The organism is Paenibacillus sp. FSL H7-0918 (assembly GCF_038007025.1).
GTDB lineage: Bacteria > Bacillota > Bacilli > Paenibacillales > Paenibacillaceae > Paenibacillus_AQ > Paenibacillus_AQ odorifer.
Window position 1 is genome coordinate 173387 of record NZ_JBBOWJ010000001.1, and the last position, 12794, is coordinate 186180.

At 43.9% G+C, this 12794-nt stretch carries 11 protein-coding genes; 3 read left to right on the plus strand and 8 right to left on the minus strand.

The genetic code is table 11. From position 1 onward, the window contains the following. Positions 1 to 32: 32 nt before the first annotated feature. On the minus strand, positions 33 to 932 hold the full coding sequence (locus MHI15_RS00875; protein ID WP_076129726.1) for a carbohydrate ABC transporter permease: 900 nt from the start codon (positions 930 to 932) through the stop codon (positions 33 to 35). Between the two features lie 24 nt (positions 933 to 956). Further along, positions 957 to 1925, minus strand: a complete 969-nt coding sequence (locus tag MHI15_RS00880; protein ID WP_076129727.1) for an ABC transporter permease — start codon at positions 1923 to 1925, stop codon at positions 957 to 959. A gap of 249 nt (positions 1926 to 2174) precedes the next feature. Between MHI15_RS00880 and MHI15_RS00885 the strand changes: the two genes are divergently transcribed. Both MHI15_RS00885 and MHI15_RS00890 read left to right on the plus strand, forming a co-directional pair. Then, positions 2175 to 3614, plus strand: a complete 1440-nt coding sequence (locus MHI15_RS00885) for a response regulator (RefSeq protein WP_076182358.1) — start codon at positions 2175 to 2177, stop codon at positions 3612 to 3614. Then, the gene (locus tag MHI15_RS00890) at positions 3601 to 5379 is read left to right on the plus strand and encodes a cache domain-containing sensor histidine kinase (RefSeq protein WP_341086889.1); all 1779 of its coding nucleotides are present in this window, start codon (positions 3601 to 3603) and stop codon (positions 5377 to 5379) included. The genes MHI15_RS00885 and MHI15_RS00890 overlap by 14 nt, the downstream gene beginning before the upstream one ends. Before the next feature lie 72 nt (positions 5380 to 5451). On the opposite strand, the gene MHI15_RS00895 is transcribed toward MHI15_RS00890, so the two are convergent. The 5 genes from MHI15_RS00895 to MHI15_RS00915 form a co-directional block, all read right to left on the minus strand. After that, positions 5452 to 6849, minus strand: coding sequence for a sulfatase (locus tag MHI15_RS00895; protein ID WP_341164028.1), 1398 nt, complete (start codon positions 6847 to 6849; stop codon positions 5452 to 5454). Between the two features lie 106 nt (positions 6850 to 6955). Continuing rightward, the gene (locus MHI15_RS00900) at positions 6956 to 7789 is read right to left on the minus strand and encodes a helix-turn-helix domain-containing protein (RefSeq protein ID WP_076305392.1); all 834 of its coding nucleotides are present in this window, start codon (positions 7787 to 7789) and stop codon (positions 6956 to 6958) included. Positions 7790 to 7828: 39 nt separating this feature from the next. Further along, a complete protein-coding gene (locus MHI15_RS00905) occupies positions 7829 to 8806 on the minus strand; it encodes a formylglycine-generating enzyme family protein (protein ID WP_340010434.1) in 978 nt (325 codons plus the stop codon). A 35-nt stretch (positions 8807 to 8841) separates the two neighbouring features. Continuing rightward, positions 8842 to 9375 (minus strand): chromate transporter, encoded by a 534-nt coding sequence (locus MHI15_RS00910; protein WP_076129733.1) that lies wholly within the window; start codon positions 9373 to 9375, stop codon positions 8842 to 8844. An 11-nt stretch (positions 9376 to 9386) separates the two neighbouring features. After that, positions 9387 to 10037 carry a chromate transporter gene (locus MHI15_RS00915; protein WP_341164029.1) on the minus strand — a complete coding sequence of 217 codons (651 nt, stop codon included), beginning with the start codon at positions 10035 to 10037 and terminating at the stop codon, positions 9387 to 9389. Between the two features lie 198 nt (positions 10038 to 10235). Here MHI15_RS00915 and MHI15_RS00920 point away from each other — a divergent pair, with 198 nt between their 5' ends. After that, positions 10236 to 11435: an ROK family protein gene (locus MHI15_RS00920; protein ID WP_076281655.1), complete on the plus strand. Its 1200-nt coding sequence runs from the start codon at positions 10236 to 10238 to the stop codon at positions 11433 to 11435. Positions 11436 to 11497: 62 nt separating this feature from the next. Here the strand turns inward: MHI15_RS00920 and MHI15_RS00925 are convergent, their stop codons facing one another. Continuing rightward, entirely contained in the window at positions 11498 to 12742 is a 1245-nt protein-coding gene (locus tag MHI15_RS00925; protein WP_341164030.1) for an anaerobic sulfatase maturase, read from the minus strand. Positions 12743 to 12794 lie beyond the last annotated feature (52 nt).

Sequence of the window (12794 nt, forward strand, 5' to 3'; positions counted from 1 at the left end):
TTAGGATAGAATCAATCTATTTAAAATCTTTCTTATCCTTTTATTGAACCCACCATAATCCCTTTATTAAAATGCTTCTGCAGGAACGGATAAACAACAATAATCGGAATACTCGAAACTACAATCGCTGCCATTTGAAGTGCAGGTGTGTAGACCTTCCCCGTCTGCTCCTGCTCGGCCATCGTTTGTGCCATTTGGCTTAGCAAGGAATTCGAAGTAATGAGTGTCTCCCGCAGATAAATCTGAAGTGGTGCTTTAGCAGCGTCACTGATAAAAATCAGCGCATACCACCATTCATTCCATCTTTCCACAGCATAGAACAAAGCAAAAGTCGCCATGAATGGAGCAGAGATCGGAATAATGATTTTGAAAAGAATGTACAGATCATTCGCCCCGTCCAGCTTAGCCGATTCTTCCAAGCTTTCTGGAATGGTATTGAAATAGTTTTTCATAATGATTAGATAAAACGTATTGAGACCCGCGGGGATGATCATGACGAGTATATTGTTTACGAATCCTAGATCCTTGACGACTAAGTAAAAAGGAATTAAACCGCCATTGAAAAACATAGTGAACAAGATCAAGCTGAGCATTATGTTTCTGCCGGGCATACCCCGCTTGGATAATGCGTAAGCTCCCGCCACAGAGATTGTCATACTGAACAACACGCCAACCACAGTTACGATGACAGAATTAAAGATGGAAGTCCAAAACTTCATATCCTGAAGCAAAAGCTTGTAAGCGGACAGGTCAAACGAAAGCGGAAAAATATAAAAGTCACTTTTACTAATCGCTTCGAACTTTGCCACAGAGATAATAAGAACATTATAGAAAGGAAAAAATGTTACTATTGCTAGGAGCCCCAGAACCACGAATGCGACGATATCGAAGACACTCCACTTTTTTCTCTTTTTAACCGTTGTGTCGGTCACTTGCTTCTCCCCTTTTCCTGCAGATTAATACAGCCCTTCCTCGCCCATCTTCTTAGCGAACGTATTGGCCGCCCATAAAAGGATTAGGCTGATAATGGACTTGACGACACCCACGGCGGTCATATATCCAAAGTCTCCTCCAATCGTGAAGGAAGTCCGATAAATGTAAGTATCGATCGTGTCGGCAACCGAATATACCGGCGAACTATACAGGTTGAAAATTTGCTCAAAGCTCGAACCTTGGGTTAGTAGTTGTCCAACTTGAAGGATTAACAGAACTGCGACTGTACTCTTCAAACCCGGCCATGCGATGTTTAGCAAACGGCGAAACCGGTTCGCTCCGTCCACTTCAGCCGCTTCAAACAGCTCAGGATTGATCCCTGCCAGAGCCGCCAGGTAAATGATTGAATCCCAACCGATCTCTCGCCACACATGCGTGATATACAGAACGGGTCTGAATGCACTTTCATCGACAAGAGGAGAATTCGGATCTCCACCAAACAGCATGATGATCTGGTTATAAATCCCGTCCTTGCTTAAAATATTGATAATAATCCCCGACAGTACAACCCACGATATAAAATGCGGGAACGTCAGGATCGTCTGAAAAAACCGCTTCATTTTTGTCCTGGAAAACTCATATAAAACAATCGCCAGGATAATGGGCATCGGGAAATGAGTGACCAGCTTCATCAAGCTGATAATGACCGTATTCCAAAACGCCTTGCGAAAATCGGGGTCGGTCAGCAGCGTTTGAAAATTCTCCAACCCAACCCAAGGACTTCCCAGAATCCCCTCACTGTAATTAAATGTTTTGAACGCTAGCGTTACACCGTACATGGGAGCATAGCTGAAGAGGGCATACCAGATTAACACCGGTAGAACCATGAGGTAAAAATACTTGTACTGTAAAATCGTTTTTCCTAAACTTTGCTTTGGAGCACGAGTTTTTAAGCTTCGTTTAGGCGTACGAGCGGTTACAGAATCAGCCAATCTTCTCCCCACCTTTCTGTATGAGTTTGTTATGCTTGTAAGCGATTTATATGGTAAATTATATCGGGAGTGTAAATTCTCTTGTATAGAGAATACAACTCCGATCATGTGGATTTTTCACACCTTTGCGGGAGACCTTCCTGTGGCACGTAATATCGGACATAGTGAGCGTAAGATCGTCCATACCCCCCTTGGTCCACAATCGCTAGGATAAATCTAAGAGCTCTATAAAGAGAGGGGGATTCACTTATGCGTTCAGTAATTATTGCAGATGATGAGAAGTGGATTGTAGAAGGAATTAAAGCAGGAGTGAATTGGAAGAAATACGGCTTTGAAGTGATCGACGATGCCGAAAATGGGCAAGAAGCCCTTCAATTAATTCAATCGCTTCGCCCCACCCTTGTTCTAACAGATATCAAGATGCCTGTTATGAATGGACTAGAGCTCATTCAACGTGGCAAGGCCATCGCGCCGGATACGATCTTTATCGTACTCAGCGGACATGCCGAGTTCGCTTATGCACAAAAAGCAATGAATTATGGTACTTTCGGATATTGTCTCAAACCCTTTGAAATCGAAGAAATTGAAGGAATGCTCAACCGAATAGCCCAGCAACACGATTCCAAGACAGTTAAAGAACAACCTATCCACGACTTCGAACTTTATGAAGCGGTTTGTTCCGGAGATCTTGAACGAATTAACTTATGGTTGGATGAGAAGAAAATACCCTTGTCGAAAGATACCCCTCATATCCCCATTGTTATCCAAGGGTTAAGTTCACCTGTAGATGTCAGGCAGTTCTCTTCCCTGGTCTTCCCAATGAGCCGCCGTCGGTATGGTTACTTATTGGAAGAGTGCCAATACGAAGTCTTCCTCCAGGGGTTTAAACAAACAGAAGTTGTACAAGAGTGCGGAGTCGGGATCGGTCCTCCTATTTCGGATATACACCAATTGGATGCGTCTTTAGAGTCCGCCTCTCATGCTGCTTTCAGTATGTTCACAACGGGGATGCCCGGATGTTACCGGGTGAATCCACAACAGGAAATACCGATCGACGAGAAGCTCAAAGAGATTTCCCGGATTCTTCATAATAAAGACCGGCTCGGTTTCATAGCAGCCATGGAATCGATAAAGAAATTATTCAAAGAGGGAACGTTCACCATTAAAGAAGCCTATTTGCTCTATACATCGATCCTCTACTTATTTCCTCGGGAAGGGACTCGGGTTAGCGGCCGTTTTTTTGAAGGATATGAACAGCTCTATTATCGGTACGGCACGGCTGAAGCTATGATTGATGATCTGATTCTTATGACACTTGATATTTTTATGAACAGAAACGAATCTGATATTTCACGAATCTCAAACCACAAAGTCAAAGAAATCATGTTATACATCCGCAACCATTTCAATCAAGAAATTTCGATCCAGCAATTAGCCAATCAGTTTTTTTTAAGCCCAAATTACTTATGCCAATTATTCAAAAAAGAGGTCGGCGAGACCATCATCGAACATATCAGTCGTTTACGAATTGAATACGCCTGTAAAATGCTAATCGAAACCAACCTTTCCATTTACCAAATCGGTGAGAAATGCGGTTTTCAGGATTATTTCTATTTCACACGAATTTTTAAGCGGCATCTCAAAATGACACCTACACAATATAGGGAACAAAACAATGAAGACATTTAAGAGACTATCCATCCGTACTCAGGTTTTGCTATTCGGGTTATTTATTGTTGCCATTATCCCAATCATCGTTTCACGAGTCTACCAACTATCAAGCGAGACTATCATTAATCAAAATACGCAATACAATACGGAGCTAGTCTCCCTCCTCAAACAACGGATTTCTGACAACTATGCCAACGTCTCTTCCATGATGATGAATGTGGGTTACGATTCGACCGTCCAAAAGTTCCTAGTCGAGAATGATAAGCTTCGAGTCTACGATCTATCCCAAAAAGTTGAAGGATTGTTGAGCATCGCCCGAAATATGAACACGGATATCTTAGATATTATTGTTATCGGTAGCTCAAACACACGTATTTCCTTAGCAGGAAGAACAAAATATGCTATCGATCTTATGAAAACAGCTGAGGAGGATGGAATCGTTCATTATCGCGGATACAGTCCTCCAGACAAAGTCATCGACAAGAGAAAACTGCTTTTCGGGATGAACATCTTCGCTTCAGGTGACACGTCCCTATATGGTGAAAAAATTGGCTATCTCGCAGTTATTGTAGATATGAAAGCCATTCAAACTGAAATTTCTGAGTATCCCCGATTGGTCGGAACCAGCTTTTTTATGATGGATGATAAAGGCATGATCTACTCTAATAGCAATGAGCCGGAGGATATGCTCCAGCAGTTTCAAACTCGGGCAACTGGAAGGGATGGAGAGTCCATCGTCGAGACGGTTCATGGAAAGAAATATGCAATTCAGTCCTTTAGCTTACCGGAGATCTCTGGAAAAATCATAACTGCTGTTCCTGTCCATAATTTAATGAAAGAACTGGAGAAATTGAAGAAGGTCAGCTATGCTCTTCTAGCCTTAATCTTGCTGGTCGTCTCTATTCCCTATTCTGTACTTATGATGAATCTCTTAAGACCGTTGTCTAGGCTTATGCGCTATATGAATCAATTAAAGGGTGGAAGTCTGGGGATATTGAACAACAAGGTCGATTTAAAGGGCTATGCTGAGATTGAAATCATCTCTCGACAGTTCAACGATATGACCACACGAATCCACGATTTGACGGACCAATTAATCGATGCTTCAACTCAACTTTATCTGACCGATCTGGAAAAGCAGCGGGCGGAATATTCGTATTTACAAAGTCAAATTAATCCGCATTTCTTAAGCAATACTTTAGATACAATCAAGGGCGTTGCGATCGTAAAAGGAAATCGGGATATCTTCGAGATGACTACCGCCTTAAGCACAATGCTCAAGTACAGCATCAAAGGCAAAGAGGAGGTAACTCTTGGGGAAGAGCTGAAAATCGCGGAATCTTGTGTGAGGATTTACCAAGGCCGTTTCCCGGACAAATTTACTTACAAGCTGTTCTGTCCACAGGAATGGCTACACATTCCCGTGCCTAAAATGATCCTTCAACCTATTGTTGAAAATGCGCTTGGTCATGGGCTTGAGGCACAAGGACAAGGAATTCTGCTGATCTCCGTAGAGAAAAACGAAGCGGGGCTGCTTGAAATCGTGGTTGAAGATAATGGTGTAGGTATCGATACGACAAGACTGGAACAACTTACGGAGTTGCTGGCTGGTAAGAATATAGAATCAGGAGATCATATCGGTCTCCTAAATGTCAATAATCGTCTAAATCTTAAGTATGGCGATCCTTGCGGCGTTCTGCTGTACAGTAAGGAGGGTAGCGGGACGAAGACCGTTTTGAGGCTTCCCGGATCTTTAATAGATCCACAAAAAGCGAGAACATAAATAGGGAGGTTGCCCATTCAGGGCAACCTCCCTTTCATATGTCTTTCATTCGCCGCATTTATTAGGATATTATTAAGCATCCTTTAAGGATGCGCTCAGATACTCTTTGGCATGGTAGGGTCCACCTTCCATAAGTACCGTCCATAATGGATCGATATCACAATCCATGGAGCCCATCATATGATCATGCCATTCATTCAACAGATAGACAGCCTCCATACAAACGTCTTTACGTACTTCGGCAAGATTATGTTGTTCATAAGGATCATGCTTCAAATCAAACAGCATTTCTTGCGGGAATCCATGGTGTCCGTCATGATAGGTACGTATATATAACCAATCCGCAAACCGGACGCTGCGTTGACACACATGCGCGCATTGTGAGATTACGAGATACTCACGCCCTCCCAAATTCCCCTCCAAAATAGCACCTGCATAACTTTCACCATCCCAAGAAGCAGCCGCTTTCAAATTCAAAAGGCTCGCTAATGTAGGTCCTAGATCAAGGTGATAATGTAGCCCCTCCTCCACGATTCCCTTCTTGCCCCCTGGCCAGCGAACAATCATCGGAATACGGCAAGTCGCCTCGTCTGCTGTGCCATGTTCGGAGTAAATTCCTAGTTCACCCAGACTCTCTCCATGATCCGCAGAGATCAAGATAGCCGTATCTTCCATCACGCCAAGTTCTCTCAGCTTAGAAAAAACTTTCCCGAGATGCTCGTCCAGATACTTAACTCCAGCATCATAGTTGTCAAAGATAACACGCAGGTCATCACGGTTCTCTATCTCCTGCTGATGCCTGAAATGCTGCTGATAATGCGATTTCGCGAGCGCATTCATATCTTCAATACTATGCTGCCCCTTCTTATTTCGGTGAAGCTCAAACACTTCTTCCGTGATCCAATCGGGTAAAGGCTCCTTCTCGAACGGATTACCGTAGCTCTCGGGTGTACGATAAGGTGTATGCGGATCCCAGAAATTCAGGTGCAGAAACCAATTTTCGGACTCCCCGTTATCCTCAATCCATTTAAGTGCCACTGGAAGCACCTGCTCTGCCGTCTCATGCCCTCTGCCACCAACATTAAACACTTCTTGGAACCCGGCGTTAAAGGTCCACGCCGAGTGTCGTTCGGAGAAGGTGCTGATCGATGCGGTTTTCATCGCCGCTTGCCTTAATATAGCCGGAAGGCTCTCCATCCCCAGACGGTCATTGAATTCACGTTTGGCTCCTTCTCTACGCATATCAGCAGCGGTTCCGCCATGCCCTACAATCCCATTATGAATGCCAAATCGCCCCGACATTAAGGCGGAACGAGACGGCAGGCAAGGAGCATCTGAACAATAGTAGTTGGTAAAGGTGACACCTTCTTTAGCGATTGAATCGATATTCGGGGAGGTATTCCGATGATAGCCATAACATCCCAGATGGTCCGGGCGAAGCGAATCCAAATCCAAATACAAGATTCTCATGAGTTATTCCCTGCCTTTCCTTTTCATCGAAATGGTTACGCTCGATTCGGGCAGCTTAGAATGATCTGCTCATGCTTATAAGAGTAAATGAATATGGAAAACTCCGCTATGGAGCAGCGATGTTTGTTTTTGTAAATTCGATACTTTTCCGGTACTCTGCCGGCCCCTTGCCGTATTCGCCACGAAATACCTTGCTGAAGTGTGAAGCATCATAATAACCACATCTCTGGGAGATATGCTCGATTGTATAATCCGTATATTCCAGCATTTGTTTAGCTTGCTGCAGCCGCAATTTTCGCAGCATTTGCATGGGTGTCAGTTTATATATTTTCTGAAATGCCCGGCTAAAATAAACAGGATTCATATGATAGAGCTTGGAAAGCTCCTCTCTACTAATCTCCTGATCAAGCCTCTCCTCCATATATTGCAACGCTTCGTTAAAGCGGTCCGTGATAAAGGGATCTCGTGAAGAGCGGCGCCCGCCAAGCTTGGTACTCTCCATAATTTCATAAAGAAGAAAAAATGCCAATGAACCGACCTGAACATTCCTGAAATCATCTTCCTCCTGCAACCACAGGCTCCGCAATTCGTCAAATCTTCGCTCATATTCGCTTCGATCCCGGACCCGAATCACCTTGCCTAGAGGGAATAACTTAAAGAAGTCATCTCCGTCTTTAACTTTAGCGTTAATATTAAACAGATAATGTATGCCATCCGTTTTGGAGATCACATTAAAAGGCTCGTTAGGACGGTGGATCATCACATCTCCGGCAGAAGCAACATATTCTCCTTCGGAGGATGTCGTCAATACCTCACCTTTTTGGATATAAGAGACGGTATAACAAGACTGGACGTAATCGAACAGGATCCGCTTCTGATATTGAATCTTTAGGACGTCCAGCACGCTGATGTCAAACTGACTATGGATGATAGAGGACAAGGAAGTTCCTCCTTCTTATGTAGTAGTCGTAAAAGTGCTCTAACCTGTATAATCAGCCGCACATCGAAAGCCAATATTTCCGGCAGAGCTGTCTGGAGTATTTTTGCTTCTAGCCGCCACCCGATAACGGTTGCAGTAAGATTTATGGCACAAATACGATCCTCCGCGCATTGATCTTGCGACACCACTTATTGGACCTTTCGGATTCACGGCTTCGGAAGATAAATGATAATCCTTAGTAAACCAATCCGCGCACCATTCCCACACGTTTCCTGACATATTATAAAGACCATAGCCGTTAGGCAGATAGGAATTTACAGGTGCGGTACCTGCAAATCCATCGCTGGCATGATTTTTATCGGGAAACTTTCCCTGCCATACATTACAGCGATGCTCTCCGCCTGGTTTTAATTCGTCCCCCCAAGGATACCGTTTCTGAACCAGTCCTCCTCGTGCGGCATACTCCCACTCCGCTTCCGTAGGCAGACGTTTACCAGCCCAGCGACAATATGCATCCGCATCATGCCATGATAGGTGAATAGCCGGATGATCAAGTCGTTCATCTACATGGGAATCCGGACCTTCAGGATGACACCAATCCGCTCCCTCCACCACCCACCACCAGGGGGTTTGAGTGGCTACTTGGGTCACCTTTTTCCCAGTCTCCATGGAAACAAAAGAATGAAACACGTAAGACCATCCAAATCGTTCCGCATCTGTAACATAGTTTGTTTCCTTGATAAAAGCAGCAAACTGCTTGTTCGTAACCGCCGTTGCATCCATCAAAAAGGAAGATAAGGTAACCTTCCTAGTCGGCCCTTCTCCATCTGCGGGGAACCCTTCCTTATCATCCGTCCCCATAAGAAAAGTGCCTCCAGGGATAAGGATCATGTCCGAGAAATCTTTCACCCCTGTTATTCCTTGAACCGTTGTGTTCTCCTTACAAACATCAATAGATTCTTGTTTCGCGACTTGATTTCGACTAGCTGAACAACAAGCCCGTATATTCTCTGACATGATTTACCTCCAATCTGGGATCGTCCCGGCTCTGTCTAAAAAAAAGCTACCCCAAGAATGCCAGAAGCAACGATAATGGTGAGCGGATGCAGCTTATATTTCATTAAACCATAAAGTGCAGCGAATACAATGATCAACATGCCAAGGGTCTGCCAAGTAATAAAAGCATGTTCCACGCTATTTAAGCCAAAACGAATCGCAGCATAGGCAATCAAGCCTGTAATCACTGGCCGCAAACCATAAAATAACGTTTTAATCCATTGACTGTCCCTCACCCGATAAAAGAAGACGGAAATAACGATGATGATTAAAAATGAGGGCAGAACCATGCCTAATGTTGACACAATCGCTCCTTCGATTCCGGCTATACGATATCCGATCAAGGTTGCACTGTTCGTTGCAACAGGCCCGGGTGACATCCCTGCGATGGAAACTACCTCTTGGAATTCCCCTTCGGATAACCAACCCCCAGCCATGGCTTCATGCTGAATCATCGGAATGATGGCGTACCCTCCTCCAAACGAGAGAAGGCCAATTTTTATAAAAGTGAAAAATAAACTCCAAATCACATCGCTTCCCCCTAGATGTAATACTCCGGATAATTCGATTCTTCATCAGAAGCTTTCAAGGACTCCTTCTCCGTTCGAACTTGGAGCCCAAAGAGCTGTTTAATTTGCAGATATACAAACCCAATACATAAACCAATTGCAATCACGTAAATGGGATTAATTCCGAAAACCAGTAAAACAACCGGTATAACTAACGCCGTAACAGCGGTAGTCTTGTCAATTATAGCGTTCTTGGCCATTCGATATGCAGCTACTAGGATCAAGGCAATAACAGCACCATTTATCCCTTTCATAGCGGCAATGACTTTTGGCTGGTCTGCCAGCTGGGAGTATACGGCGCTAAGCAAACAAACAATGATAAAGGTCGGAATCGTTATCCCTGAGATTGCAGCAATCGCACCCTTCACACCAGCAAGACGATAACCAATGAATGCCGCTGCATTTACACCTACACCCCCAGGTGCAGCACCAGCTAAAGATAGAATTTCATCCATCTCCTCTTCAGCCAGCCATTTTCGTTTAGCAGAAATTTCCCGTTCGATCATAGGGATCATCGCATAACCTCCCCCGAAGGTTACAGGACCAATTCGAACAAATACCCAAAACAACTGAAACAGTAGACTTATCCTCAGATCTGCATTCGGTATCATATTTGTTTTCATAGTTGTTCTCATGGAATCCACCCTTTTATAATCTGTTGTAATTTCATTATATCACTTTTTCCCAAAATGGAATTAAGTTTTTTGAACGGTAAAATACAACCAAGGGTTTATGAGTTATACTATATTCATGTTAATAAATACAAACTATATAAAAAACGATCTTACAAGTTCATCCTATATATAGCTTGGAGGTATATCGTGGAAAAGCGCTCGACACATATTCCGTCACCAAAAAAACTCCTATACGACCGAATCGCCGAACAAGGCACTGTTTCCAAGTTGGATCTTTTACAGACATTTTCGCTTACCAAAAGCACAATGACCCGGATATTAGATGAGATGACGGAAGAAGGCTTGCTGATAGAAAGCGGATTTGGAGAATCTAGCGGAGGCAGAAGACCTATTTTATACCAGATCAATCCTTCCTACGGTTATATAATCGGTTTAGAGATTTCCAGGGTGTATTCTTCCCTTGGTTTATTTGATATGCAAATGAACCCAAAATCAATTGTTCACTGGCGAATGGATCAGGCATTCACACCTGAAAGATTTATAGATCATATCAGTAATCAAATACGTGCTTTCCTTAGGGACCATCAGTTAGTGGACAGTCAAATCATAGGGATAGGAATAGGGGCAGTGGGGCCGCTTGATCGGGAACATGGCTTGATCCTAAAACCGCTGCACTTCCCTTCTTCAGGCTGGAACAATCTGCCGATTTGCAAACTGGTGGAGGAACGGACGGGGTTCAAGGCATGGTTGGACAACGGTGCCAATTCTGCACTGCTTGGGGAACGATGGTCTATCCGTCACGCAAACATTCAGCATATGCTTTATGTACATGCTGGAGCAGGACTCCGCTATGCGATGATGTCGCATGGAAGTATTGTTCATGGCACAATGGATATGGAAGATGCCATTGGTCAAATGATCATCCAGACAGATGGACCCCGATTAAATCATGACGGGAACTACGGGGCTCTGGAAGCATTTGTATCTGTGCAGGCGCTAGAACAAAGTGCACGCTCAGAGGCGAAAATGGACAACGAACTGATCCTCCAAAGATATAAAGTGGCGCCTGAGAAGCTGACTTATGATGTATTGGTACAAGCCTTTAGAGACGGTAATCCACACGCGCGTGAATTATTTACCCAAGCTGCCAGCCACTTCGGGATCGGGCTCGCCAACGTTATCAACCTGTTTCATCCAGAGACCATCATTCTAGGTGGTGCACTCATTCACTCTCATGAGTTGTTTTTCCAAACAGCGGTGGAGGTGGCACAGAGAAACACTTACCGTTATCCTGAATACCAACCTCACTTCTCCCTAGGTATATTAAAAGAAGAAGCTGTGGTGACGGGTGCGGCAATAATGGTGAGAAATCATATGGTTCTATAGCATAACAAAAAGGTTGCTCCCAATCCTTTGCATGACGTTGGGACAACCTTGTCTAGTCTAATCTATAATGCCTGACAGCAATTTTTGAATTTCTTCCCGCTTCCGCAGAAACATGGATCATTTCGACCTGGAAGTGGTTTTGCACTTTTCCTGTACTCCAGCATCCGCTCCGATCTAAGTCGGTTCGCCAGTAATAGCATGCGTTCATAGGCGTATGAGTAGAACATTTTGTAGCTATGGCAGAAATAATCAACCTCAGTCCGATCATTAACATCAAGCCAATTCCGGTTGCGCGGACATCCCCCATTGCAAAAGCTAAGGTACTCACACTTATAGCATGATTCATTCATATTGGGCTTCATTAACAAAAAATCATCATATACTGGGCTGCTTAGCAGTGCTTCCAAGTCAGTTTGGCCGATATTTCCTAGCCTATGCTCTTCATCAATAAAGAAATCGCAAGGGTAGGCATCCCCGTTCGTTTCAAGCACCATCATCTTCGGGCAACATGAGTTGTGAACGCATAACTCTGCCTCACGATGCATGAATACAAGAAGCATATTCTCAAAAATACGAATAGGAAGCTCTGGGTACCCCTCATTGTACCAAAGGTCAAATGTACGGCATAAAAAGACTCCGTATTGTTCAGGTGTAATTCGGAAACGTCCCGCTACATCACTTTTCTGAGAAACAAAATCCATGCAGGGGATAAACTGAATATTCGGAAAGGTATGTTCTAGATAAAATGCCATTAACTCATCTGGTTTCGTCACGTTATCTTCATGAATCACCGTCAGAATACTATACTCCACACCCTCATTCTGTAAATGACGAATCCCACGCATAACTTGATCATAACTGCCTTTTCCCGAACCCGTTACACGATGAGCATCATGAATAGGCTCTGGGCCATCCAGACTAATCCCGACCAAAAAGTTATACCGTTTAAAAAATTTCGCCCATTTCTCATGGATAAGCGTTCCATTGGTCTGCAGTGCATTACTGATCATCGTATGAGGCGGAGCGTACTTAGCTTGGAATGAAATCACTTGTTCAAAATACGAAAGTCCGGCCAATAATGGCTCCCCACCCTGCCAAGAGAAAGTCGCTATCCCTGATGATCTTTTCATGTACTGAGCGATAAACCGCTCCAGATGCTCCGTATCCATCACTCGGATCGGTTGCTGAGGATGTCCCCCGGCTGTACTGTAATAGCAATAATCACAGGCTAGATTACAATCCTCTGAGACGGTTTTCCACATGACATGAAGGGTCTTCTGCTTAGAGGTTTGTATACATGCAGTCATACGATTCTGCCCCTCCTATGTAATACTATCTTTGTAAAACCTAATTCCTATT

Excerpts from the sequence above, each read along its gene's own strand:
- MHI15_RS00890 (WP_341086889.1), top strand. The coding sequence starts at position 3,601 with ATGAAGACATTTAAGAGACTATCCATCCGTACTCAGGTTTTGCTATTC.
- MHI15_RS00885 (WP_076182358.1), top strand. The coding sequence starts at position 2,175 with ATGCGTTCAGTAATTATTGCAGATGATGAGAAGTGGATTGTAGAAGGA.
- MHI15_RS00915 (WP_341164029.1), bottom strand. The coding sequence starts at position 10,037 with ATGAAAACAAATATGATACCGAATGCAGATCTGAGGATAAGTCTACTG.
- MHI15_RS00895 (WP_341164028.1), bottom strand. The coding sequence starts at position 6,849 with ATGAGAATCTTGTATTTGGATTTGGATTCGCTTCGCCCGGACCATCTG.
- MHI15_RS00905 (WP_340010434.1), bottom strand. The coding sequence starts at position 8,806 with ATGTCAGAGAATATACGGGCTTGTTGTTCAGCTAGTCGAAATCAAGTC.
- MHI15_RS00925 (WP_341164030.1), bottom strand. The coding sequence starts at position 12,742 with ATGACTGCATGTATACAAACCTCTAAGCAGAAGACCCTTCATGTCATG.